The sequence below is a fragment of the Mycobacterium sp. NGS34 genome (assembly GCF_059812845.1).
In genome coordinates this window covers 130,704-153,757 of sequence record NZ_JCALDM010000004.1, presented here as the reverse complement: position 1 = coordinate 153,757, position 23,054 = coordinate 130,704, and the positions used below count along the sequence as shown (strand labels likewise).

The window sequence follows — 23,054 nt, the reverse complement described above, 5'->3', positions numbered from 1 at the left end:
GCTGGTGAACATCGCCGATCACGCGAGCACCGCCGCGCAGTCGCAGGCCCTCATCCTCGCGGACGGCGGCACGATCCCGTACGGCGACCTGTACGAAAGGAGCCAACGGGTCGCGGCCGCACTCCATGGGGCCGGGCTACGGCGCGGCGACGGCGTCGCGCTGGTCCTGCCGAACCGGCCCGAGTTCTTCGAGATCACCTGGGGCTGCCAGCTTTCCGGGCTCTACTACACCGCCGTCAACACCCACTTCACGCCCGACGAGGTCGCCTACGTCATTGAGGACTCCGACGCGAAGGCGGTGTTCGTCGACGCGTCGGACGCCGACCTCGCCGCGCACCTCCGCGCCGCCAACCCGCGCGTCGGGATCCACGTGGCCGTCGGGGGCGCGCTGCCGGGCTGGTGCTCGTACGACGACGCCCTGGCGGCGGCGGGCGACGCCCCGCCGCCCTCGGACGGGTCGGAGATGCTGTATTCGTCGGGCACCACGGGACGGCCCAAGGCGGTGCGGCGGTCGCTGCCGGCCGACGGGAACGGGTCGTGGGCCCAATCGGTCCTGGAGCTGGCGCTGATCCACAAGTACGGAATGGACTCCTCCAGCGTCTACCTCTCCCCCGCACCGCTGTATCACGCGGCGGGGGTGAACTACACGATGGCGGTGCACCGCGTCGGCGCCGCCTCGATCCTGATGCGCAAGTTCGACGCCGAGGCCGTGCTGCGGTTGATTGAGACGCACCGCGTCACGCACGCCCAGTTCGTGCCGACGATGTTCGTGCGCATGCTCAAGCTGCCCGAGGTGGTGCGGCGCAAGTATGACGTCTCGAGCCTGGAATGCGTGATCCACGCGGCGGCCCCGTGCCCGGTGGACGTCAAGCACCGGATGATGGAGTGGTTCGGTCCCATCATCCACGAATATTACGGGGGCACCGAGGGATTCGCGGGCACCACGATCGGGCCCGAAGAGTGGCTGGCCCACCCCGGCTCGGTCGGCAAGCCGTTCAGCCCCGTCCACGTGGTCGGCGATGACGGGGTCGAACTTCCGGTCGGCCAGTCCGGCGAGTTGTTCTTCGAGGGCGGGCCGGATTTCGAATACTTCAAGGACCCCGCCAAGACCGCGTCGGTCTCCAACGATCGGGGCTGGCGGTCGCTCGGCGACATGGGCTATGTCGACGAGGACGGATACCTCTACCTCACCGACCGGTCAACGTTCATGATTGTCTCGGGCGGGGTGAACATCTACCCACAGGAGGCGGAGAACCTGCTGGTCATGCATCCCAAACTCGTCGACGCCGCGGTGTTCGGCGTCCCGAACGACGAGTTCGGCGAGGAGGTCAAGGCCGTCGTGCAGCCGGCCGACGGCGTCGCGCCCGGGCCCGACCTCGAGGCGGAGCTCATCGCGTACTGCCGGGCACACCTGGCCGGCTACAAGTGCCCGCGCACAGTCGAATTCGAAGCGGAGTTGCCGCGCGACCCCAACGGAAAGCTGTACAAGAGGCGCATTCGCGAACGTTACTGGCAAGGCCGGGCGTCACGGATCGTATAAACGAGGGAACGGACATGGTGACTACCGAAAGCACCCACCCCGACGTGAACTGGGCGCCGCTGCCGGTGCCGTGGGCGGTGCGGCGGCCCGACCGGATCCCCAAGCAGCGGTACTACGACCCGGAGTTCTACGCCCTCGAGGCGGAGTTGCTCTGGCCCCGCGTGTGGCAGATGGCCTGCCGGCTCGAGGAGATCCCGAAGCCCGGCGACTACGTCGAGTACGAGATCCTCGACGAGTCCGTCATCGTCGTCCGGATGGACGCCGAAAACGTGCGGGCCTACCACAACGCGTGCCGCCATCGCGGGGTAAAGCTGGTGGAGGGCAACGGAAACCGCCGCACCTTCGTCTGCCCATTCCACGGCTGGTGCTGGGCCATCGACGGACGCAACACCTTCGTCCTGCGGCCCGACGAGTTCGCCGAGGACAACCTCGGCGCGGACGACCTGCAACTCGTCGGAGTCCGGTGCGAACTCTGGGGCGGCTGCGCGTGGATCAACCTCGACGACGACGCGCCGCCCATGCGCGACTGCTTCGAGCCGTTCGCCTCGATCTACGACGCCTGGAAGGTCGAGTCGCTGCGCGTCGAGTGGTGGCAGTCGTGCCGGCTTCCGGTGAACTGGAAGCTCGCGACGGCCGCCTTCATGGAGGGCTACCACGTCCCGCAGACCCACCCGCAGCTGCTGCCGTCATCCATGCCCAGCACCTCGAAACCGCCGGGGCTGGCCCAGACGAACCTGTACTTCATGCGCACCCTCGGCGAGGGCATGGCCGGAATGACCCACGAGAACGACGTGCGCATCGCCGAGGGCCTGCAGAACATGGAATTGCCGGCCGATCCCGCCGCGGCGATGGCCGCCTGGCGGTCCGCGCTCAACGACGCCATCGTCAACTGGCACCGCGCCCGGGGCTGCGACATGCCCGACCTCAACGAGCTGGAGCGGCGCGGCATCACTGAAGCGATCAATTTCGCCTTCCCGCACTACTTTCTGCTGCCTCAGTACAGCAGCGCCTCGTCCTACCGGATCCGCCCGCTCGGCCCGGAGGAGACGCTGTTCGAGATCTGGTCGCTGACCCGCATCCCGCCGGACCAGACCACCGAGAAACCCACCCCGCCGGAGCCGATGGCGCCCGACGACCCGCGCTGGCCGCCCATCCCCGCGCAGGACTTCTCGAACCTGCCGCGACAACAGAAAGGCCTGCACTCCAAGGGGTTTGACTACATGCGACTGTCGGACCGGATCGAGGGGCTGATCTCGAACTTCGAACGCGTCATCGACGGCTTCCTGGCCGGCCTGCCATACGACGCGCTGGTGCCCGCGATCCAGAAGACCAACACCACCATCGACGTGCCGCTCGCCGACCTGGGCTTCGGCTCGGAGAAGCGATGAGCACCCGCTGGGACCGCTCCGTCGACCTGCTCATCGCGGGCAGCGGCGGCGGCGGCATGGTGGCCGGGCTGGCCGCGATCGACTGCGGGCTCGAGCCGTTGATCATCGAGAAGCAGGCCCTGGTCGGGGGTTCGACCGGGCTCTCCGGTGGCATCGTCTGGCTGCCCAACAACCCGTTGATGCGGGCCGAGGGAATCGCGGATTCGCACGAGGACGGCCTGGCCTACCTGGCCGACGTGGTAGGCGACATCGGCGCGCCGTCCTCGCCCGCGCGCCGCGAGATGTTCCTCACCGCGGGCTACGAAATGATCAATTTCCTTATCCGCAAAGGCGTTCGGCTGATCCGGTGCGCCGGATGGAGCGACTACTACCCGAACCACAAGGGCGGCAACGAGTCCGGCCGCGCCATCGAGGGCATCCCCTTCGATGCCGCGGAACTCGGCACCTGGAGCGACAAGGTGCAGCCGCCGCTGGCCAAGAACTACGGGTTCGTCGTCCTGACCAACGAACTGCGCTCGGTGCAGTACTACAACCGGTCGCCGCACGCGTTCGCGGTCGCCACCCGGGTGTTCCTGCGCACCGCGGCCGCGCGGGCCCGTCGCCGGCAAATCCTCACCAACGGCGCCTCGCTGATCGCCCAGATGCTCAAGGCGCTCATCGAATTCGGCGACGGGCAGCCCCCGCTGTGGACCAACGCGGCCATGGAAGACCTCATCGTCGAAGACGGCCGCGTCGTCGGCGCGCGCGTGTCCCGCGATGGCGGCGCGCCACTGAACGTGGAGGCGCGCAAGGGCGTGCTGCTGGCCGCGGGCGGATTCGGCCACAACAAGGAGATGCGCCGCCAGTACAGCGGCGATCAGCCCAACGAGGCGCAGTGGTCGATCGCCAACGCCGGGGACACCGGCGAGGTCCTGCAGGCCGCGATGCGGCTGGGCGCCAAGACCGACCTGCTCGACGAAGCCTGGTGGCTGCCTTCGGTTTTCATCGCGAACGGCGGCGCCGCGGCCGCCTCCCTCGGCTCGGGCCGGCAGCGTCCCGGCGCCATCTACGTCGACGCGACCGGCCGGCGATTCTGCAACGAGTCGAACTCCTACGTCGAGGTCGGCAAGGCGATGTACGCCAACAAGGCGGTGCCCTGCTGGATGATCTTCGACGACGGCTACGTGCACAGGTACGTCACCAGCACGAACCCGCTCAAGCGAAACCAGGGCCTGCCGCCGGAACTCATCGAAAAGGGCGCGGTGAAACGCGGCGACACAATCGCCGACCTCGCCCGTGAGATCGGCCTTCCCGCCGACGAATTGGCCCAAACGATCCAGCGGTTCAACCGGTTCGCCGCCAAGGGCCTGGACCCCGACTTCGGGCGCGGGCAGTCGGCCTACAACGACTGCCTCGGCGATCCCGGCTACCGGCCCAACGCCGCCGTCGGCCCGCTCGACCGCGCGCCCTACTACGCCACCCGGGTCTTCCCGGCGGATGTCGGAACGTGCGGTGGCGTGGTCACCAACGAGCACGCGCAGGTCCTCGACGAACAGGACCTGGTGATCGAGGGCCTCTACGCCACGGGCAACACCACCGCGACGGTGATGGGCCGCACGTATCCGGGCGCGGGCGCGAGCATCGCCAGCTCGATGGTGTTCGGCTACGTCGCCGCGCGGCACGCCGCCGGTCGCCGGATCGCGGGCGAGAGGGCCCGCTAAACGCGCGAGCAGACGCAGAATCGCACGCGCTGAGCCTTCACAGTGCGATTCTGTGTCTGCTCGCGCTAAAACCTATTCGTCGCGGCCGACGAAATCGCGTGGCTTCATGCCGGATTGCATGAGTTCGGCACGGCGCGCCTGCACATCCGAGGCGGCGCCCACCATGTTCGTCAAGATGTGGCTGACCTGCAGGTGCACCCGCATGCCCATCAACTCCCAGGCCCGCTTCACGTTGTTCTTGACGGCCATCAGCGTGGTCAACGGGATTTGGGAGATCCTGCGCGCCATCTCCTCGACGGTGTCTTCCAGGTCTTCGCGCGGCACAACCTTATTCAGCAGGCCCCAGTCGAGGGCTTCGCGCGCGGACAGGGTGGGCGCCAGCAGCAGCCAGTCCATGGTGCGGTGCCAGTTCATCAGCAACCATGGCTCGATCATGGTGTGCCCGCCGGGTTCCCCGAGGCTCTGGGCAAGCGGCATCTGGAAATACGCGTCCTCGGAGGCCACACAGAAATCGGTCAGCAGGCCGAGATAGATTCCGCCGCCCATGCAATAGCCGTGAATCGCCGAGATCGTCGGCTTGGGAAACTCCCAGAGATACAGGGTGGGCCACAGAAACAGGTCGGCCGTGCCCTTGTAGAGCTCCTCGAAGGTGTTGCCGAAGTCCGGGTAGGGGTTCTCGTCCGGGCCCCAGCGGGCCACGTGTCCGCCGCAGAAGCCCTTCCCGTTGGCCTTGATGATGACGACCTTGATCTCTTTGTCACGGTCGGCCTCGTGCAGGCAGTCGTCGACCTCGGTGACCAACACCGCGTCCTTGGTATTGGCCTTGTCGACCCGATTCAGGATGATCCGCGCAATCGGCGGTTCGCGTTCATAGATGATCGCTTCGAGCACGCGCCGCTCCATCGTCGTGACATTACCGGTTACGGGCCCGCATCCGAGTGCGGCGCATCAGCCGCGTGCCAGCAGCCACGCGCGACCGTCGCCCTCACCCGCGTCGACGAGTTCGAGCGCGGCGAACGCGGCGGGCAGCTCGCCCGGCGCGGCGCGAAACGGCCCCGGCGCGGCCCCGACCTCGCTGAGCGCGGCGACGGCCAACAGCCCGCCCGGCGCCAGGCGCTCGATGATCGCCCCGTCGAGGCGGCGGTCCCGGAAGTTATGGCACAGGATCACGTCGGCGGGCGGACCGGCGGGCAGCCCGTCGTCGAGGTCGACGACCTCGAAGCGGCAGCGGTCCCCGACGCCGGCGAGCCGCGCCAACTCGCGCGCCTGGTCGATGGCGACCGCGGAGACGTCGCACCCCCAGACGTCCAGGCCGCGGCGGGCCAGCCACACCGCGCCGCTTCCCTGTCCGCAGGCGAGGTCGAGGGCGCGTCCCGCGGTCGGAAACAGCTCGGCGTGGCGCGCCACGAAGCCCGGCGGCCCGACCTCGCCCGCCGGCGGCGGCCCGGCGGCGGCGTACCGCTCGTCCCAGCGACGCCGGTCGTCCTCGGCCATAGGCGCCACCCTAAATCGGCCGCCGCGTTTCTACACTGGACCGGTGTCTAGAGAGGCGGCCACTCCGACGGACGCGGGGACGGCCCGCCGCTCCGACCGCCGGCCGGCGCAGACGATCCGCAAGGTCCTCGACGCCGGGCTGGAGGAACTGCGGGCGTCCTCCTACGCGACCCTGACGATGCGCGCGGTCGCCACCCGCGCCGGCGTGTCCCCGGCCAGCGCGTACACGTACTTTCCGTCGAAGAGCGCGCTGGTGGCGGCGGTGTACCTGCGCTTCCTGCGGGACCTGCCGCTGCACACCGACGTCAACGACACCACCCAGGCGCGGGTCAGCGCGACGCTGCGCGACATGGCGCTGATGGTCGCCGACGAACCCGAGTTGGCGACGGCCTGCGGCGCGGCGCTGATGGCCGACGACCCCGCCGTCAAGCCGCTGCGGGAGCAGATCGGCGAAGAGGTGTCCAGGCGCATCGCGGCGGCGCTGGGTCCCGGGTGGCCGCGAGCCGTGAAGTCCGCGCTTCAGATGACGTTCTCCGGGGCCCTCCTGACGGCCCGCTTCGTCAGCTATGAGGAGATCGCCGGGCAGCTCGACGAGGCCGTCGGTCTGATTCTGAAAGCCTGCGCCGCCTAAAGGCCAGTGGCCCAACCGAATCGCTATTATCCAGCTGTGAGGATCGGCTGAGCATGCGCAGTCACGGCTGGGCAGGGAACGCGCCCGCCTCCGACGAGGAGGCGATCGAGCGCATCCTGGACGCCGCGGACCGGATCATCGACGAGCGGGGCCCGGCGATGGGGATCGCCGACGTGGCGCGCGCCCTGGGCGTCACGCGGCAGACCGTCTACCGATACTTCCCCGGCACCCAGGCGTTGCTGGTGGCGGCCGCGATGCGGTCGGCCGACGGGTTCCTCGACCGCCTGGCGACCCAGCTCGAAGGCGTGACCGACCCGGTCGTGGCGATGACGGAAGGCATGGCGTTCGCCATCGAGCAGCTGGCGTCGGACGACCAGGTCGGTTTCGTGTTGCGCCACCGCAGCGGTCAGAGCGTCTCCATCATCTCCGATACCGCGTTGGCCTTCGGACTGTCGATGCTGCATCGCTTCGACATCGATTGGGAGCATTACGGTTTCGATGAGACCGGGCTGGACGAGCTGAACGAATTCGGCCTGCGGGTGCTGCAATCCTTCCTCACCGACCCCGGCCGGCCCCCACGCACCGGCGCCGACTTGCGCCGCTACCTCACCCGGTGGATAGGACCCGCGATCGCCTACCCGCAGTTGATGCGCACCATGGACGCGCTGCGGGCAGCCGAGCCGGCGCAGGCGCGCGGGCGCCCGTCACGAGCGTCCTGATACCGCGGGAGTGGTTGATCCCTCCCCCGAGTTCGGCCATCCTCAACGAACCGACTTTGACGACGACCGGACGACGACCGACGAAGGAGGGGACATGGCAGGTCTGGGAGCGATAGCGCTGAACAGCGCCCCCATTTTCGGCGGCGCGATGCTGGCCATCGTGGCCGGGCAATTCCGGGGCCCGAACTACCGAGAGCTGATCAAAGAGGACATGGACCTGCTCGACCGGCTCCCTACCGACGCGATCACCCGACGCGCCGAAATGCAACGCATCATCGACGAGCGCATCGATGACCTGATCGGTGTCGCCGACAGGAACCGTGCGATGCGCCGGGCCGCCCTGTCCTACCGGGGCAATTGGCGGGACATGGTGCTCTTGCTCTGCGCGCTGCTGTTCACCATCGTCTGGTGGGACGTCAGCCACGAGCGAAGCAACTGGCTGCCCATGTTCATCCTGCTGATTCTGCTGTGTGTGCTTGCCGCCGCGTACGCGTTTCGCGGCGTGCTGCGCTCGGCCCGTTCGGTGCTGCGCCGGCGGGGCGCCGGGAAACGCGCCACCGCCGCGCCGGACACCCAGACGTAATCCGGCCGACTTGGTCACATCATTGGGAGTTATCGCGCATTTCGGCTCGCCCGGCTTGCGACCGGTCCGGCATCCCCTTCTTACGCCCTGAGCTGCGGCGTTTCCGGGGCCCGGGGGTTCGGGTCGTCCCCTACGCAGGCCGTCGAGTCCGTCGGGAGCGGCCCGCGCTCGACGAGCATCCGTTACCGGGCTGTGACAAAATTTCGGGCGTGAAGTTTCCTCCCCTCCTCCGTCTCATTTGTGCTGCGGCGGCGCCGATTTGGGCGCTGCTGGCCGCGCCCGTTCCGTTCGCCACCGCCGAGCCGTGCCCCGACGTCGAGGTGGTCTTCGCCCGAGGTACCACCGAGCCCCCCGGCGTCGGCCGCGTCGGGCAGGACTTCGTGGACACCCTGCGCTCGCGCGTCGGCACGCGATCGCTCGGCGTGTACCCGGTCAACTACCCGGCCACCACGGACTTCCCCACCGCGATCGACGGCATCACCGACGCCGGCCACCACGTCGAGTCGATGGCCGCGAACTGCCCCAGAACCAAGATGGTGCTGGGCGGATATTCCCAGGGCGCGGCCGTCATGGGCTTCGTCACCGCGAACCGGGTCCCGGACGGGGCGAATCTCGCGCAGCCGCCCCAGCCGATGCCGCCCGACGTCGCCAACCACGTCGCCGCCGTCGCGCTGTTCGGCAAGCCGTCGACCCAGTTCATGAGCATCATCAACGAGCCCCCGGTCACGGTCGGTCCGCTGTACGCACCGAAGACGATCGAGCTGTGCGTTCCCAACGATCCGGTCTGCTCGGGCTCGGGATTCCCCGCCGCGCACCGGCAATACGTCGAGGCCGGGATGGTCGACCAGGCGGCCGACTTCGCGGCGGGACGCATTTAGGACGGCCTGCGCCCCCGGACCAGCCCGCCGGGCCTCGCGTCGGTCAGTTCGCCTTCGGCGACGACGGTCTGGCCCCGCACCATCGTCTCGACGTAGCCCTCCGAGCGCTGGATCAACCGGCCCGCGCCACCGGGCAGGTCCTCCACCCGCTCCGGGTAGTGCAGCCCCAGCCGGTCCAGGTCGATCAGGTTGATATCGGCACGCCGCCCGGGAGCGAGGACGCCGCGATCGCCCAGCCCGTAGAAACCCGCAGGGTCGCCGGTGAGGCGGTGGACCGCGGCCTCCAGCGACAGGCCCGGCCCGCGCGTCCGCTTGCCCACCCAGTGCGACAGCAGGTACGTGGTCATGCTGGCGTCGCAGATGATCCCGCAGTGCGCCCCGCCGTCGCCCAGCCCCTGCAGGCTCACCGGGTCCGCCATCATGTTGTAGAGGTGGTCGTAGTTGTTGCCGGCGTAGTTCAGCAGGGGCAGCAGCAGAAATTCGCGTCCCTGCGCGCCGAGCAGCACGTCGTAGGTGACCTCCCAGGGGTCACGGCGCTCCCGTTCGGCGATCGCGGCGATGCTGGCCTCGGGCGCGGGTTCGTAGTCGAGCGCTTCGCCGAGCGGATACAGGCGCTTGAAGATGTGGCTGTTGAGTTGGTCCGCCGAGGGTTCGGGCGTCGGATCGGGCGCGTCGGCCAGGATCCGCGCCCGCACCTCCGGATCGCGGAGGCGTAGAACGCGCTGCGCCAGCGGCAGTTCCATCAGCGGCCGGTACGTCGCGCGGTGCCGGAAGGGATTCATCCGCGACTGGTGGCCCATCAGCATCCCGAAGGCCCGGCTGGCGACCTGGGGGCGGATCGCCGCACCGGCCGCGTTGGCGTCGTGCACCGCCGCGAACCAGCGCCGCCAGTCGTGCGGATCCTGCTCGTTGACCATCGCCAGGAAGGTGAGCGGTATCCGGTACTCGCGCCCGAGCCTGGTGATCCATTCGATCTCGGCGTCGATCGAGTGCCGCTCGTCGCCGCCCATCGCGCCGCCCACGCCGGCCGGAACCACTTGCAGCACACCGGAACCCACCTCGGCCATCACGGCCATCAGCGCGGCGAGTTCCTCTTCTTCGGAGTAGGTTCCCGGCACGGGTTCGCCCGACGCGCTGCGATGCCCCGCCGTGCGTCCGAACGACATGCCCACCGCCCCGGCTCGCAGGCCGTCGGCGACGATCCGGCTCATCGCGTCGAGGTCCACCGCCGTCGCGGTGTCGTGCGCGCGGTCACCCATGACGAAGCCGCGGACGGCCGCGTGCGGGATCTGCGCCGCGACGTCCACCGCGCGCGGCATCCGTTCGAGTGCGTCCAGATACTCGCCGAACGACTCCCACTCCCACGTGATGCCCTCGGACAGCGCGGAGCCCGGGATGTCCTCGACGCCTTCCATCAGGTCGACGAGCCAGCCGTGCCGATCGGGCCGCACGGGCGCGAAACCGATGCCGCAATTGCCCATGATCGCGGTCGTGACGCCGTGCCAGCACGAAGGGGTGAGGTGCGGGTCCCAGGTGGCCTGCCCGTCGTAATGGGTGTGCACGTCGACGAATCCCGGCGTGACGGTTAGCCCGTCGGCCTCGACGGTGCGCCTGGCGGTGCCGGCGACGCGGCCGACCTCCGCGACGATCCCGTCGGCGACTGCTACGTCGGCGGTCCGCGCCGGCGCGCCGGTGCCGTCCACCACGGTTCCGCCCCGGATGATCAGGTCGTAGGTCATGGCAGCCTCCTCGCGGGCCGGGCTTCGCGCCCACCAAGCATTCAACAGTGCGATGGCCTTTCTCGATAGGCGGCGCGGTCGCGCATGGGAGCATCGGGGAGTGGTGATGATCGGGGACGTCGGCCGGGTGGACTTCGACGTCACCGATCGGCTGGCGATCATCAACCTGTTCGGGGCCTACGCCTACACCTATGACGAAAACCTGCTCGACGACTTTCGCGCCCTGTTCACCGAGTCACCGCAGCTCGTCCTGCTGCACGAGGGCCGGCCGCTGTCGGCGGACATCGACACCGTGATGAGCCTGCTCGCGGTCAGGAAACAGGGTTTCAAGGCGGAGAACAACCAACGTCGCCACGCTCTGAATTCGTTCTGGTTCTCCGGCCAAAGCGATACCGAAGCCACCGGCCACTGCTACGTCCAGGTTTTCGCCGTCAAGGACGGCGGCGCGCCCACCCCCGACCTAACCGGCCGGTACGAGTTCACCGCCGTTAAGCAGGATGGCGTCTGGCGGTTCAGCCGGTGGGTGGTTGCGATCGACCAGAGCCAACCCGTCGCCGGCGAGTGAAGTCAGCCGGCGGCGCAACGGGCGCGCAACTCGGGGACGCCCGGGCCGGTGAGCTCGTCGCAGTAGGCCTGGCGCCCCGCCATCGCCATCGTCAGGGACAGGGTTGTGCCGCTCACGAGAGGCCCGGCGCCGGTGGCGAAGGAACCGTCGGTCGCCTCCAACCGCAGACCATCGATCGCGCTCCGGCTGCGCACCGCGAAGTCCCGCTGGGCGTAAAAGCCCGCGACCGCGGCAACGGTGTCCACGGGCGGTGTGCGGAGGAGTCCGAGAGGCCGCCGGATGTCCTGAGCGTGCACGACGACCTCGCCCAGCCACGCGGCCGTCGGTCCCAGTGGCGCGGTGGTGCTGGTGATGACCCGCCGGAACCGGTCGAGCGTCTCGGCGGGCGTTGCGCCGCGGTGCTCGGCCAGGCGCCGCGCGTTGTGCAGGTCGAAGTCGAATCGAGCGCCCAGGGCGCTGGCCAACCAGCGCAGCCGACCGATGCTCGCCGCGGCCGTGAGGTGCGCGACCACCTCCTCGATGACCCACTCTCCGCACAGTGACGGCTGCGCCCATTGCGCGTCGTTCAGGCCGGCGAGATCGTCTGCGAGCGCGGCGCGCTCCGCGTGAACCGCGGACCAGAGGGTGTCGCGGGTGGCGCCTTCGAACATGTGAGCCTCCAATACCCGGCAGGGATGACGCCGGTATAGACCCCCGCCGCGCCCGAAAGTCGTCGCGCGCGAGGAAGTCAGAAGCGGGGACCGGCGCCCGTGTCGAGCGCTTCGAGCGCTGCGTCGATGTTGGGGACGATCGTCGGGCCGTAACCGCTCACCAGTTGGCCGAGCGCCCGGGCGATGTGCGGACCGACGGCGCCGGCGGCGAGGACCTCCTCGGCGATAGCCACGCCGTTGACCACGTGCGCGGCGAGGAGCCGGCCGTCAGCGCTCACTTCGTAGCGCCAGTCGCCGATCTGAACCCGCTCGGGCTGTGAACGGAACAGGCTCCGCCGCGCCGGCGTGACAATCACCCCGGGAACGCCCCCAAACACCTTGACCACCAGCGCGACGCCGCCGGGACCGGATAGGGCCGACCCGACGGCGTGACTGACCCGCTCGTGATCGAACACGGTCATCAGTCACTCATCGGCAGGACGAACGACGGCGTCAGGGTCTGCGGCTCGCCGCTGCGACGCACCGCCGTTCCCGCCACGTAGAACTCCACCGTGTGATGTCCCCACGCGTAATTCGAAATGGCGAAGTGCACACCGACAACGCCGTTCGCGCCGTCCCGCTCGGCCTCGCTCTGCATCCGCGACATGGCCAGCTCCCGGGACTGGTAGCTGCCCTGCGTCCACTGCGGCATCTCGGCATTGCGTCCCGCCTGCTTCAGCATTTGCATAAACCCTTGCACGGCAACGTGAAACACGCAGTTGCCCATCACGAACGCCACGGGGGCGAAGCCCGATCGCAGCAGCGTCGTCAGGTCCTGACCGGAAAGGTGGCTGGTGAACGCCTGCCCGTTGGGGCGCCGAAACGCCCCCGGCTTGGCGGTGTATCGCACGGCGGTGCCGACCGCGATGAACTCGAGATGCTCGCCCTCCCCCTGATGACGCCATTCCAGGCGCACGCCGACCACGCCGTCGGCCCCCAACGAATCGGCCTCGGCCTGCATCCGCGACATCGCGTTCCAGCGGGCCCGGTACGTCGCCTCGGTGAGCACCGGCAGCTCGGACTGCTGCCTGATGCCGGTGAACTGGTAGCCCACGTGATAGACCGAAACGCCCATCACGAGCTCGATCGGTTCGAACCCCGCCCCGTGCAGCAGGGCGAACTCGTTGATCGACAGATCGGTCGTGAACACCTTGCCTGCGTGCGACAGCCTCTCGCTGGCGACTGGGTCAAGCGGGTTCGGTTGCATTGGCAACACCTTTCTGGGGCACCTTCCTGCGGTCCGGAGGACAGCGTAGGACGCGGGTTCGCGTTTCACATCCCAAACTCGCCGGGTCCGCTGTCGAGCGCCGCGATGAACCGATCGCGGCGCGGCCTCGTGATCTGAAGTACCAGCGCTTTTTGCGGTACGGGGTGCGCGCGGGGAGGGCCATGTTCGGACGGATCGACACCGGCGGTACGCAACGGCCGCTGACCATCGAACTGCGCGACGTGGTGCGCGAATACCGGGTCGGCGGTCAATCCGTGCGGGCCCTCGACGAGATCAGCCTGCGCCTCGAGGGCGGTCACTTCATCTCGGTGGTCGGGCCGTCGGGCGCGGGCAAAAGCACCCTGCTGCACCTGTTGGGTGCCCTGGACTCCCCCGATTCGGGGTCGATCGAATTCGACAGCGACGAGATCGGCCGGCTCAGCGATGAGCAGCAGTCGCAATTTCGCCACCATCGCGTCGGCTTCGTATTTCAGTTCTTCAACCTGTTGCCGACGCTGTCGGCGTGGGAGAACGTCGCGGTGCCGCGGCTGCTCGACGGCGTCCGGCTGGGCCGGGCCAAGCCGGACGCGATTCGGCTGTTGGACCGCGTCGGGCTCGGCAACCGGACCGAGCACCGGCCCGCCGAGTTGTCCGGCGGCCAGATGCAGCGGGTCGCGGTCGCGCGCGCACTGATGATGGATCCCCCGCTGATCCTCGCCGACGAACCGACCGGGAACCTCGACTCCGCGACGGGCGCGTCGATCCTGGCGCTGCTCGGCGAGGTGGCCCACGAGCCCGGCCGAGGCCGGCTGGTGGTGATGGTCACCCACAATTCGGAAGCCGCGGCCGCGACCGACCGGGTGATCGTGCTGCAGGACGGGCGGGTCGGCGCCGACCGGCGGTCGGAGGTCATGGTGTGACACCGGGCTCGGCGATTGCCGCCGCCGCGAGCCGGCTGCGCCTGTTCAGCCTGCGCGAGCTCGCGGTGCATCGCCGCCGCACCAGCGCGTCCGTCGCCGTAATGGCGGTGTCGGCAATGTATTTGGTCGCGGTGTTCGGCATCTTCGGCTCGATCAGCGGATCGGTCAACCGGCTCGCCGACGGCGTCGCGGGCATCGCCTCGCTGGAGGTGTCGGGCATCACCGACGCGGGCTTTCCCGACACGATCACCGCCGACGTCGCCGCGGTCCCCGGGGTCGCGACGGCGGCGCCGCTGATCCGGACGTCGGCGCCCACGTCGTCGGGCCCGGTCCTGCTGTTCGGTGCCGACGAGCGCCTGGCCGCACTGGGCGGCGCCCTCAAGGACGCGTTGAAACGCGAATCGCCCGGCCCGACGGGACCGGCCGACGCCGTGCGTGTCGGACCGGGCGTCGGCCACGCCAAGGGTGAGACGTTCCAACTGGGGTCGAGGCCGGTGACCGTCGGCGAGGTCCTCGCGGGCAAGCAGGTAGCCGCGCTCAACGGCGGGCACTACGTCCTCGCCCCACTCGCCCTGGCGCAGAACATCACCGGACGCACGGGCCAGCTCGACTCCATCCTGGTCACCACCAAACCCGGCGCCGACCTCGCCCGGGTTCGCGCCGCGATCACCGCCGCGGTCAACGGCCGGGCGATCGTCGCGGAGCCCAGCATGCGGGCCACCCGGGCCGGCGACGGCGTCAAGCTGATGAACTACATGGCCCTGATGGGGGCGATGGTCGCCCTGATGGTCGGCGCGTTCCTGATCTACACCACGATGACCATGGCGATAACCCAACGGCGACCGGTCATTTCGATGCTGCGTGCGATCGGCGGCCGACGCGCCACCATCGTCCGCGACATGCTGGCGGAGGCGGCGATCCTCGGCCTCATCGGCGGCGCGTTGGGCTCGGCCCTCGGGATTGTGATGGGCCGCATCGCGATCGGCCGATTGCCGCCGGCCATGACCCAGGGGCTGGAGGCCCGCATCGAGTACTGGCTGCCGGGCTATGCGATACCGGCCGCGGTCGCGGCCACGGCGCTCACCAGCGTCGTGGCATCGGCGATGGCCGCGCGGCAGGTGTACAAGGTCGCGCCCATCGAGGCGCTGGCCCCCGTCGGGGTTTCGGTCGCGGACCGCGTGCCGCGGTGGCTGCGCGTCGCGAGCGGGATCGGCGCGATCGCGGTCTTCGCCGCATCGATCGCGGTCGTCGTCAACCAGCGAGGCGTTCTCGCGTTCGTCGCGATGGCGGCGGTGTTCTCCGCCGAGGTAGCGCTGGGATTCGCGCTGACCGCGCCCATCGTCGACGCCACCGCCGCGGCGGCGCGGGTGTTCGGCTCCGTCGGGGCGCTTGCGGCGGCGACCGTCCAGCGGGCGCCGCGCCGGGTGTGGGCGACCGTGATGACGGTGCTCATCGCGGTGGTCACCACCGTCACCATCACCGGAACCAACGCCGACATGATCCGCTCGGCGCGGACCATCTTCGCCTCGGTCGCCGGCGTCCCGGTCTGGGTGAGCGCGAACTCCCCCGACAGCTATCCCACGGACGCTCTGCCGCAAGGCCTTTCGGAGAAGGTGGCCGCGTTGCCGGGCGTGCGGCGCGTCACCGAGGGCGCGCTCGGGTTCGCCGAAGTGGGCGGAACCCGCGTGATGCTCGACGGCTTTTCCGCCGGCACGGGCGATCCGCTCTACCGCGCCCTCGACCCGCGGATCCGCGACCAAGTGCTCAACGGGCGGGGCGTGGTGCTTACGCAGAACCTGGGCAGGACGCTGCACGTTCGGGTCGGCGGGCAACTGCGGATGCAAACGCCACACGGCGCGCAGCAGACGACCGTGCTGGCCCTGGTGCCGTACTTCTCCACGGTGATCGGCACGGTCGGGATGGGACTCGATCAACTGCGCGCCTGGTTCGACCGCCCGGTGACGACAACGCTGGAGATCGCCGCGGCTCCGGGCGCGGACGCCGGTCGCCTCGTCGCCGACGTGCGCCGCGCGGTGCCCGCGCCGAACTACGTGTACGACGGGCGCGCCAAGCTGGCGGGGCTGGAGGCGCCGATGCATCAGAGCATGTTCATCGCGAACGCCGTATGGATCATCGTCGTGTTGGTGGCCGCGGTCGCCCTGCTCAATACGCTGACGCTCTCGGTGCTGGAACGGCGTCGCGAGATCGGCGTGCTGCGGGCGATGGGATCCAGCCGACGGTCGATCCTGCGGATGGTCCTCGCCGAGGCGACCGGAATCGGCGTCGTCGGCGGCGCGCTGGGGCTGGCGTTCGGCATGACGGACCAATGGCTGTTCAGCCTGGTCAGCGGCGACATGATGAACTTCCAGGTCACCTTCCGGCCCAGCTGGATGGCGGGTGCCTTCACGCTCGGCGCGCTGGCGATCAGCCTGCTGGGCTCGGTGCCGCCCGCACGACGCGCGGCCCGGCTCAACATCATCGAAGCCGTCAGCGTCGAGTAGTCGTCGCGAGCGCGGGCACTCCCCTCCGGTGCCCGCGAACGATCAGAAGCCGAGCGGAAGAAGCGCGGTGAACAGCGGCGCCAGCGGGTCCGTGACCGGAAGCGCGATCGAATTGTTCAAGAAGGGTGCGACCGGGCTCTGGAACGTGAGGATCGTCTGCCCGGGCGCGCCCAGGCCCAGGGTCGTTTCTCGCCCGGAGGTCAACGAGGCTGTGAAGAGCGGGCTCACGAGATTGGTCCCGACGAAATGACCGTCGTCCGGATCGGCGATAGACGTCGATGAGAACAGGCCGCCGAAGTTGGTGGTTTGACTCATGAAATCCGGGTCGCCGGCGACGGGGTTGGTGACCGGGCTCAGTCCCAGCGCCGACGCGAGCTGGGTGGCCAGGTTGTGCAACGGCCCCAGCGCCCCGCCGGCGGCCGAGGCGCCGGCGTGATAGCCGACCATCGCGGCGACATCCTGGGCCCACATCTGCTCGTACTCGGCCTCGGCGGCCGCGATCGCCGGCGCGTTCTGCCCGAACAGATTCGACATCACCAACTGCACGAATCCATTTCGGTTGGCGGTCACCTGCAACGGGTGCACGGTTGACGCCAACGCCGCCTCGAACGCGCTGGCCACCGTCCGGGCCTGCCCGGCCGCGCCCGTCGCCTGGCTCGCCGCCGCACTGAGCCACCCCGCATACGGCGCCGCCGCGGCCGTCATCGCCGCCGCTGCCGGCCCCCGCCACGCCTGCTGGGTGAGGCCCGAGGTGACCGACGAAAACGACGACGCCGCCGACCCCAACTCGTTGGCCAACGCGTCCCATGCCGCGGCCGCCTCCAACATCGGACCGGAGCCGGCACCCGAGAAGATTCGCGCCGAGTTGATCTCCGGTGGCAATACCGAGAAATTCATGACCCCAGTCCCTTCCGTGAGGGCCGCGACGATCGTGCCGGCGCAGTCAGCACGGCAACGCCAGCACGACAACAAGCAGCGTCTACGACTACACGAAATGTGGGCCGGAATAGTTCAATGTCGGCCTAGCCGACATCGCCGATCACGGTGGCGAAGCCCTCCAGGTGCGGTTTGCACGGGAAGGGCACCGGGGTTCGGATCCTGCGCAGCCCCGAGGTGTCGAAGCCGGCGGCGGCGATGGCATCGACGGTTCGGCGGTTCGGATGGCAGCCCGCGGCAAACCACGACCAGGGCCGCGCGACCAGGTCCTGGAACCGGCCCGTCGCCCCGTCCCCGCGGACGTGCTCGAGCACCACCAACCGGCCCTCCGGGACCAGCACGCGGCGGATCTCCCCCAGCGTCGCCGCCACGTCGTCGACCGAGCACAGCACCAGCCCGATGTGAACCGAATCAAAGCTGTTGTCCGGGAACGGAATCGACTCTCCTGTGCCATCCACGATGTCGACGGCGATGCCGTGTGTATCCGCGACGCGCGACGCCATTCGCCGGAACGCGGCCACCGGCTCCACGGCGGCGACCGACGTCACCGCGGGTGGCACGAACTTCAGATCGGTTCCCGGCCCCAGGCCGACCATCAGCAGCCGGCCGGTCGCGTGTGCGATCGCCGCCCGGCGATACCGGTTGTAGAAGAGCCGGTCGAACATCGGCTGACCGAACCGATATATGTATGGGAATAAAGGATTTTCGCGCGTTATCTGCTACCTAGATCCAGTCGGAACGGCGGATACCCGTCACTCATCAACGATACATACACCGCCACCCGGTAGCGCCACCGAACGATGCCCATGAGCAGGTCGAACATGCCGGGATGAATCGAGCCCTTGCACAGCAACCACGCCGCGTTGATGACGCAAAGTACCTGCAGCAGCGGCTCCATCGCCCAGCACAGCAGTATCTGCGGGAGCCCGAGCAGCCACCACTTCACCAGCACGGCCCAGCGGCTCAGGCGCTCCGGGTAGTCGACCACCAGGTCGCCGGGATAGTCGGGCCTCGAGGCCAGCGCGAAGGGCGGGTACCTGTCGGTGGTGTTCATCGGGAAGCGGTAATTCATCACCCGCCACGACCAGCGCAGCACCCCGACGTTGAAGTCGAATATCGGGCGCGGGTAGCGCCCCGTGCAGAGGATCGCCACGCCGGCGACGATCGTCAGCGGCGGATACACCAGATAGAGAAGGATCAAGATGGGGTAGTGCGGGACGGCCAGCACGCACCACTTGACGAGCCAGAGCCAGCGTGACGGCGCCTCGAGTTCGCCGCGCACCCGCACGGGACCGTCGGTCGACACGGTCACCCGCCGCCCGTCGCGATCGGCATTGCCGCCCCGAGGCCCCGATCGATCGCCGCCGACAGCCGGCGATGGCTCGTGCACCGCAGAAACGTGGTCAGCATCCAGGTGTGTAGCCGGTCGGGGATCATCGCGGCCGGCCACAACACGGCTTCCCCGTGGGCCACCTGCAGCGATGCGACCCGCGACACGGCGCCGACCCGGCGCCGCCGGGCCCCCTCGTAGCGGCGCAGGGCCGCGCAGATCTCCGTGGAAAGGGCGCCGGCGGGTACCGATTCGCGGACATGCGAGAGCTCCTTGCAGAGCACCATGGTGTCGAGCAGCGCCTGATTGGTTCCCTGCGCGAGCGTTGGCGGCATGGTGTGCGCGGCGTCGCCCAGCAACGTCACCGGACCCGGGACCAACGGGGGAAGCCGCGGGTGCCGAAAGTGCGGGTAGGGCGAACCGGCCAGGTCCTCGTCGGTCAGCCTGCGCAGGACGAGGTCGACGGTGTCGGACCACCCGGAGAAAGTCGACCGGATCACGTCGATCGGGCGCGGCGGCCTGACGAAGTCGCGGGACCAGGGCAGGTCGAACCACCACTGGACGTCGCAACCTCCGGCCGGCCACACGCCGGTGTTGCCGCGCTCGCCGATGACGATCATCGCCATCCGCTTGTCGACGAGCCCGGGAAGGGTGACGAGCCCCTGCCAGCTGCACCAGCCCGTCGGTTCCGCGGCGGGGGCGCCGACGACATCGCGTACGACGGAGTGCAGGCCGTCGGCGCCGATCACCACGTCGCCCCGGGCCACGCTGCCGTCGTCGAATTCGACCTGGACCCCATCGGCGTGCGTCACGACCCGCGCCGCGCGGGCGTTGCAGCGGATGCGATCGGCGGGGAAGCCGTCCAGAAGCCGTTCGAGCAGGACGCGGCGCGGCACCATCCGAACGGGTGCGCCCAGCCGGTCGACCATCGCGTCCACGTCCAGGCTCGCCAGCTGGTGTCCCCGGGAGGTCAGCACCCGCACCCGGGAAAGCAGCTGGCCGGCCCCGGCCATGTTGACGCCCAGTTGCCGCAGCACCGTCTCGCCGTTGGACCAGATCGTCACCGCACCGCCGCCGGCCCGCGTGTCCTGGCGCTGATCGAAGACCGTGACGTCGTGGCCGTCTCGCAGCAGTCCGCGCGCGGCGGAAATCCCGCTCACGCCGGCGCCGATGACAAGTATCCGAAGCGGGCCCGTCACTTCATTGGATACGTGCCCGCGCGCTCATCGGTTCACCGAACCCGGTCACTGCCGACCATCTTGTGCAGCTCCTCGACCGACCACGGTTCGGCGTTGTGGTGATCGCGGTATCCGAGCACCCGCGGCGTGGGCCGGTCAAAGCTGCCGACGAATCCGCCCGCGGCCACCAAGATCCGGCCCGTCACGCCGCGGGACAAGTCGCCGGCCAGGTAGGCATAGAGCGGGGCCACGAAGGCCGCCGGGGCGCTATCGAGCGAGGCCCGCATCGTCATCTCGTCGAGCAATCCTCGGCGGTGCAGGTCCGCGATGTGCTCCTCGTACTCCGGCCCCGTCGACAGCCGCGTCCGGGCGCCGGGGCACACCACGTTCGCCCGCACCCCGTAGGGCTTCAGTTCCGCCGCGATGGCCATCGTCAGCCCGTTGACGGCGCCCTTGCCGGCCGGGTAACCCGTGCCGCCGTAGTCGCCGAGGAACGCCACCGAGCTGGTGTTGACGATCGATCCGTGGCCCTGCGCCGCCATGACGCGGGCGGCGACCCGGCAGGTGTGAAACGCCGTACCCAGGTGCCCGCCGATCAGGCGGTCGAATTCCTCCGGCGAGATGTTCAGGATCGACGAACCGGCGGGCTCGGCGATCCCGGCGCAGTTGATCAGGGCGTCCAACCGCCCGTAGGTGCTCACGCACGCGTCGACGAGCGCGTTCGCGGTGCGCTCGTTGTCCGCGGCCCCGGCCACCGGGGTGGCTCGCCCGCCGGCGTGGGATATGGCCGCCACGGTCTCGGCCACGGCGTCCGCGTCGCGCCCGTTGACCACCACGCCGGCGCCGAGGTCGCACAGCAGTTCGGCGACCGCGCGCCCCACGCCGCGGCTGCCGCCCGATACCACCACGCCGCGCCCGTCGAGCCGCGGATCAGACATCGGTGTGCGCCTCGGAATCCTCCGAATGCCCTGTGCGCGCGGCATTCTCGGCGCCGAGCAGCAGTTCGCGCGTGGCGGTGACAAACATGTGCCGAACAGTACCCAGGCGGTCCGAGAATGAGAAGCCCGTAACTGAGGCGCGTCCCGGCTACCCTCACGGCGTTGCTGCCGGCGGGGCACCCAGCGACAAGGCTTCGCCCTGGCGTCGGCCAGCGAACTTGAAAAGCTGAACAATGCTTCGCTCCCGATCCCGCTGAGCTGAGCAATCGCGGGGTGTGCCCGATGGAGCGTATAGTCGTCAGTGAAGTCCGTTTCTGGACAGGTCGCCGTTTAGCTAAAAGCGGTAAGTCAGCCGCACTGCTGCTGAGTATGGCGTGGCTCCGGCGAAAACACTCCGGTCACCCCTCGTTGTTGCTGCTGATCACCGACTTGTCCGGCGGATACAGGTGTGGCGGAGGCGATTGTGCGCATTTCTGCGATGCCCCGCCGCACACGACCCCGAAAGTGGGCCAACAATGCAAATCCCTTCCTGCACAAATCTTTTGGCGATGCGTTCTAGCCGATGACCGGCGTAGCGACCCCATCGCGACCCACCCGACAAGCCAGCAGAAAAACGGACGATTCCTACGACGACGTTGTCGAGATGTTCGTCGCGCTGCGCCAGATGCCCGCGGAATCCCACGAGTACGCCCGTCAGCGCGAACGCATCGTCGCTCGTTGCCTACCACTGGCGGACCACGTGGCCAGCCACTTCGCTCGGCGTGGCGAAGGCCTCGACGATCTAATTCAGGTCGCCCGCCTCGGGCTGATGAACGCCGTGAACCGCTTCGATCCCGACAAGGGCCCAAGCTTCATCGGGTTCGCGGTTCCCACCATGATGGGCGAGGTCCGGCGGTATTTCCGCGACTACAGCTGGGGCATGCGGGTGCCGCGACGCTTGCGTGAACTGCATGTCCAAATCAGTCGCACCACCAGCGATTTGGCCCAAAAGCTGGGGCGCGCCCCCACCGCGGGTGAGCTGTCTCGGGTGCTGGAGGTCCCGCGCGAGGAAATCATCGAATGCCTTGTCGCGGGCGATGCCTATCGGCTCGACTCCCTGGACGCGCCCCTTGGGGCCGACGGGTCGGGCAAGCCCCGCCTGGTGGCCGACGCGGTCGGCGACGTCGATCCGCAAATCGAGCACATCACCAACCGCGAAGCCGTGCGTGCCATCGTGGGCGCACTGCCCGAGCGGGAACGGCAGGTGCTGCACATGCGGTTCTTCGAGTCGATGACGCAAAGCCAGATCGCCGAGCGCATCGGCGTGTCGCAGATGCAAGTGTCTCGCATCCTGGCCCACACCCTGCGCTGCCTGCGCGACCAACTGGATTAGGTCGTTCCCAACGGCGCGGCCCCCGCTGGCCCCTGGCGATGTACTGTGCGATTCGGGCACCGGTCGACTGTGCCGCCAGAATCAGCCTGGAAGGGGCGCGATGCGATGAGGGTTTCTCGGACGTCTCGGACGATGGTCGCCGGCGTTGCGGTCGCCACGGCGCTGACGGCGTCGGTGGCCGGCTGCGGCAGTAAGCCGGCGCCCTCGACGTCATCGACGCCGAAGTCGGGCTCATCCAGCCCGGCGTCGGGTACCGGCAGCGCGGCTCCCACTTCCGCGTCCGCGGCACCGGCAATCGACTACACCGGCTGGTTGATCAAGGCGACCGATATCAACGCGCCGATACAGTTCAACCCCGCCCCTCCGACGAGCAACCCGAACGGGCAGCCGGGCGCCGCCATCACCTTCAGCACCGACGACAACAGCCACGTCATCAAGGACACCATCCAGGTGCTCGCCGACCCCGGCGCCGCCACCAACGCGCTGAACGCGGCCAAGGGCGCGCAGGGCGGCAACATCAAGAATCCGACGACGCAACCGTTCAACGTCGGAACCGGCGGAACGACGGTGTCCGGGAACGCGCCGGACAACTCCAAGGGGATCTTGGTGCTGTTGTTCACCGAGGGCAAGGCGTTCGTCACGCTCGAATTCGACGGGCCGGTCGACTCGCTCCCGCCGCAGGACTTCGTCACCGACGTCGCCCAGAAGCAAGACGACGCGGTGAAGAAGGGGCTTGGCGGCTGACG

At 69.1% G+C, this 23,054-nt stretch carries 22 protein-coding genes and 1 pseudogene; 12 read left to right on the top strand and 11 right to left on the bottom strand.

The features are described 5' to 3' along the window. Window positions 1-4: 4 nt before the first annotated feature. From AC5Y7V_RS12390 to AC5Y7V_RS12380, 3 genes are read left to right on the top strand one after another with little or no spacing between them, the layout of a single operon-like run. On the top strand, window positions 5-1,540 hold the full coding sequence (locus tag AC5Y7V_RS12390; protein WP_499880335.1) for an acyl-CoA synthetase: 1,536 nt from the start codon (window positions 5-7) through the stop codon (window positions 1,538-1,540). A 14-nt stretch (window positions 1,541-1,554) separates the two neighbouring features. Next, window positions 1,555-2,928 carry an aromatic ring-hydroxylating oxygenase subunit alpha gene (locus AC5Y7V_RS12385; RefSeq protein WP_499880334.1) on the top strand — a complete coding sequence of 458 codons (1,374 nt, stop codon included), beginning with the start codon at window positions 1,555-1,557 and terminating at the stop codon, window positions 2,926-2,928. Beyond that, on the top strand, window positions 2,925-4,628 hold the full coding sequence (locus AC5Y7V_RS12380; protein ID WP_499880333.1) for an FAD-binding protein: 1,704 nt from the start codon (window positions 2,925-2,927) through the stop codon (window positions 4,626-4,628). The genes AC5Y7V_RS12385 and AC5Y7V_RS12380 overlap by 4 nt, the downstream gene beginning before the upstream one ends. Window positions 4,629-4,700: 72 nt before the next feature. Here AC5Y7V_RS12380 and AC5Y7V_RS12375 read toward each other — a convergent pair whose 3' ends face one another. Both AC5Y7V_RS12375 and AC5Y7V_RS12370 read right to left on the bottom strand, forming a co-directional pair. After that, complete coding sequence (locus AC5Y7V_RS12375) at window positions 4,701-5,531, bottom strand: enoyl-CoA hydratase-related protein (RefSeq protein ID WP_499880332.1); 831 nt, start codon at window positions 5,529-5,531, stop codon at window positions 4,701-4,703. A 45-nt stretch (window positions 5,532-5,576) separates the two neighbouring features. Next, the gene (locus tag AC5Y7V_RS12370) at window positions 5,577-6,122 is read right to left on the bottom strand and encodes a class I SAM-dependent methyltransferase (protein ID WP_499880331.1); all 546 of its coding nucleotides are present in this window, start codon (window positions 6,120-6,122) and stop codon (window positions 5,577-5,579) included. A 43-nt stretch (window positions 6,123-6,165) separates the two neighbouring features. Here AC5Y7V_RS12370 and AC5Y7V_RS12365 point away from each other — a divergent pair, with 43 nt between their 5' ends. The 4 genes from AC5Y7V_RS12365 (at window position 6,166) to AC5Y7V_RS12350 (ending at window position 8,933) form a co-directional block, all read left to right on the top strand. Next, window positions 6,166-6,753: a TetR/AcrR family transcriptional regulator gene (locus tag AC5Y7V_RS12365; protein ID WP_499880330.1), complete on the top strand. Its 588-nt coding sequence runs from the start codon at window positions 6,166-6,168 to the stop codon at window positions 6,751-6,753. A 53-nt stretch (window positions 6,754-6,806) separates the two neighbouring features. Then, the gene (locus tag AC5Y7V_RS12360) at window positions 6,807-7,472 is read left to right on the top strand and encodes a TetR/AcrR family transcriptional regulator (protein ID WP_499880329.1); all 666 of its coding nucleotides are present in this window, start codon (window positions 6,807-6,809) and stop codon (window positions 7,470-7,472) included. Window positions 7,473-7,566: 94 nt separating this feature from the next. After that, window positions 7,567-8,055 (top strand): hypothetical protein, encoded by a 489-nt coding sequence (locus AC5Y7V_RS12355; RefSeq protein ID WP_499880328.1) that lies wholly within the window; start codon window positions 7,567-7,569, stop codon window positions 8,053-8,055. Between the two features lie 209 nt (window positions 8,056-8,264). Continuing rightward, window positions 8,265-8,933, top strand: coding sequence for a cutinase family protein (locus tag AC5Y7V_RS12350; protein WP_499880327.1), 669 nt, complete (start codon window positions 8,265-8,267; stop codon window positions 8,931-8,933). On the opposite strand, the gene AC5Y7V_RS12345 is transcribed toward AC5Y7V_RS12350, so the two are convergent. Beyond that, entirely contained in the window at window positions 8,930-10,672 is a 1,743-nt protein-coding gene (locus tag AC5Y7V_RS12345) for an N-acyl-D-amino-acid deacylase family protein (RefSeq protein ID WP_499880326.1), read from the bottom strand. The two genes, AC5Y7V_RS12350 and AC5Y7V_RS12345, sit on opposite strands and share 4 nt — an antisense overlap. 106 nt (window positions 10,673-10,778) lie before the next feature. On the opposite strand from AC5Y7V_RS12345, the gene AC5Y7V_RS12340 reads away from it, so the two are divergent. Beyond that, the gene (locus tag AC5Y7V_RS12340; RefSeq protein WP_499880325.1) at window positions 10,779-11,237 is read left to right on the top strand and encodes a nuclear transport factor 2 family protein; all 459 of its coding nucleotides are present in this window, start codon (window positions 10,779-10,781) and stop codon (window positions 11,235-11,237) included. Window positions 11,238-11,239: 2 nt separating this feature from the next. Here AC5Y7V_RS12340 and AC5Y7V_RS12335 read toward each other — a convergent pair whose 3' ends face one another. The 3 genes from AC5Y7V_RS12335 to AC5Y7V_RS12325 form a co-directional block, all read right to left on the bottom strand. Continuing rightward, entirely contained in the window at window positions 11,240-11,887 is a 648-nt protein-coding gene (locus AC5Y7V_RS12335; RefSeq protein ID WP_499880324.1) for a maleylpyruvate isomerase family mycothiol-dependent enzyme, read from the bottom strand. Between the two features lie 77 nt (window positions 11,888-11,964). Beyond that, window positions 11,965-12,348, bottom strand: a complete 384-nt coding sequence (locus tag AC5Y7V_RS12330; protein WP_499880323.1) for a DUF5073 family protein — start codon at window positions 12,346-12,348, stop codon at window positions 11,965-11,967. Then, the gene (locus tag AC5Y7V_RS12325) at window positions 12,348-13,133 is read right to left on the bottom strand and encodes a heavy metal-binding domain-containing protein (RefSeq protein ID WP_499880322.1); all 786 of its coding nucleotides are present in this window, start codon (window positions 13,131-13,133) and stop codon (window positions 12,348-12,350) included. Before AC5Y7V_RS12325 ends, AC5Y7V_RS12330 begins: the two co-directional genes overlap by 1 nt. Window positions 13,134-13,354: 221 nt before the next feature. Here AC5Y7V_RS12325 and AC5Y7V_RS12320 point away from each other — a divergent pair, with 221 nt between their 5' ends. Continuing rightward, the gene (locus AC5Y7V_RS12320; protein ID WP_499880629.1) at window positions 13,355-14,053 is read left to right on the top strand and encodes an ABC transporter ATP-binding protein; all 699 of its coding nucleotides are present in this window, start codon (window positions 13,355-13,357) and stop codon (window positions 14,051-14,053) included. Then, window positions 14,050-16,554 (top strand): FtsX-like permease family protein, encoded by a 2,505-nt coding sequence (locus AC5Y7V_RS12315; protein ID WP_499880321.1) that lies wholly within the window; start codon window positions 14,050-14,052, stop codon window positions 16,552-16,554. Before AC5Y7V_RS12320 ends, AC5Y7V_RS12315 begins: the two co-directional genes overlap by 4 nt. A 401-nt stretch (window positions 16,555-16,955) precedes the next feature. Here the strand turns inward: AC5Y7V_RS12315 and AC5Y7V_RS12310 are convergent. The 5 genes and pseudogenes from AC5Y7V_RS12310 to AC5Y7V_RS12290 form a co-directional block, all read right to left on the bottom strand. After that, window positions 16,956-17,451: pseudogene (locus AC5Y7V_RS12310) on the bottom strand (PPE family protein); the annotation flags it as partial. A 125-nt stretch (window positions 17,452-17,576) separates the two neighbouring features. Next, window positions 17,577-18,155, bottom strand: coding sequence for a class I SAM-dependent methyltransferase (locus AC5Y7V_RS12305; protein ID WP_499880320.1), 579 nt, complete (start codon window positions 18,153-18,155; stop codon window positions 17,577-17,579). A gap of 47 nt (window positions 18,156-18,202) precedes the next feature. Next, window positions 18,203-18,772, bottom strand: coding sequence for a DUF4389 domain-containing protein (locus tag AC5Y7V_RS12300; protein WP_499880628.1), 570 nt, complete (start codon window positions 18,770-18,772; stop codon window positions 18,203-18,205). Window positions 18,773-18,798: 26 nt separating this feature from the next. After that, window positions 18,799-20,019 (bottom strand): FAD-dependent oxidoreductase, encoded by a 1,221-nt coding sequence (locus AC5Y7V_RS12295; protein WP_499880319.1) that lies wholly within the window; start codon window positions 20,017-20,019, stop codon window positions 18,799-18,801. A gap of 32 nt (window positions 20,020-20,051) precedes the next feature. Beyond that, window positions 20,052-20,936, bottom strand: a complete 885-nt coding sequence (locus AC5Y7V_RS12290) for an SDR family NAD(P)-dependent oxidoreductase (protein WP_499880318.1) — start codon at window positions 20,934-20,936, stop codon at window positions 20,052-20,054. 562 nt (window positions 20,937-21,498) lie between these two features. Here AC5Y7V_RS12290 and AC5Y7V_RS12285 point away from each other — a divergent pair. Together AC5Y7V_RS12285 and AC5Y7V_RS12280 are read left to right on the top strand one after the other, a co-directional pair. Continuing rightward, a complete protein-coding gene (locus AC5Y7V_RS12285) occupies window positions 21,499-22,308 on the top strand; it encodes a SigB/SigF/SigG family RNA polymerase sigma factor (protein WP_499880317.1) in 810 nt (269 codons plus the stop codon). A gap of 132 nt (window positions 22,309-22,440) precedes the next feature. Further along, window positions 22,441-23,052, top strand: coding sequence for a hypothetical protein (locus tag AC5Y7V_RS12280; protein ID WP_499880627.1), 612 nt, complete (start codon window positions 22,441-22,443; stop codon window positions 23,050-23,052). The last annotated feature ends 2 nt before the right edge of the window (window positions 23,053-23,054 follow it).

Excerpts from the sequence above, each read along its gene's own strand:
- AC5Y7V_RS12385 (WP_499880334.1), top strand. The coding sequence starts at position 1,555 with ATGGTGACTACCGAAAGCACCCACCCCGACGTGAACTGGGCGCCGCTG.
- AC5Y7V_RS12380 (WP_499880333.1), top strand. The coding sequence starts at position 2,925 with ATGAGCACCCGCTGGGACCGCTCCGTCGACCTGCTCATCGCGGGCAGC.
- AC5Y7V_RS12375 (WP_499880332.1), bottom strand. The coding sequence starts at position 5,531 with ATGGAGCGGCGCGTGCTCGAAGCGATCATCTATGAACGCGAACCGCCG.
- AC5Y7V_RS12370 (WP_499880331.1), bottom strand. The coding sequence starts at position 6,122 with ATGGCCGAGGACGACCGGCGTCGCTGGGACGAGCGGTACGCCGCCGCC.
- AC5Y7V_RS12360 (WP_499880329.1), top strand. The coding sequence starts at position 6,807 with ATGCGCAGTCACGGCTGGGCAGGGAACGCGCCCGCCTCCGACGAGGAG.
- AC5Y7V_RS12355 (WP_499880328.1), top strand. The coding sequence starts at position 7,567 with ATGGCAGGTCTGGGAGCGATAGCGCTGAACAGCGCCCCCATTTTCGGC.
- AC5Y7V_RS12345 (WP_499880326.1), bottom strand. The coding sequence starts at position 10,672 with ATGACCTACGACCTGATCATCCGGGGCGGAACCGTGGTGGACGGCACC.
- AC5Y7V_RS12340 (WP_499880325.1), top strand. The coding sequence starts at position 10,779 with ATGATCGGGGACGTCGGCCGGGTGGACTTCGACGTCACCGATCGGCTG.
- AC5Y7V_RS12335 (WP_499880324.1), bottom strand. The coding sequence starts at position 11,887 with ATGTTCGAAGGCGCCACCCGCGACACCCTCTGGTCCGCGGTTCACGCG.
- AC5Y7V_RS12330 (WP_499880323.1), bottom strand. The coding sequence starts at position 12,348 with ATGACCGTGTTCGATCACGAGCGGGTCAGTCACGCCGTCGGGTCGGCC.
- AC5Y7V_RS12325 (WP_499880322.1), bottom strand. The coding sequence starts at position 13,133 with ATGCAACCGAACCCGCTTGACCCAGTCGCCAGCGAGAGGCTGTCGCAC.
- AC5Y7V_RS12305 (WP_499880320.1), bottom strand. The coding sequence starts at position 18,155 with ATGTTCGACCGGCTCTTCTACAACCGGTATCGCCGGGCGGCGATCGCA.
- AC5Y7V_RS12290 (WP_499880318.1), bottom strand. The coding sequence starts at position 20,936 with ATGTCTGATCCGCGGCTCGACGGGCGCGGCGTGGTGGTATCGGGCGGC.
- AC5Y7V_RS12285 (WP_499880317.1), top strand. The coding sequence starts at position 21,499 with ATGACCGGCGTAGCGACCCCATCGCGACCCACCCGACAAGCCAGCAGA.
- AC5Y7V_RS12280 (WP_499880627.1), top strand. The coding sequence starts at position 22,441 with ATGGTCGCCGGCGTTGCGGTCGCCACGGCGCTGACGGCGTCGGTGGCC.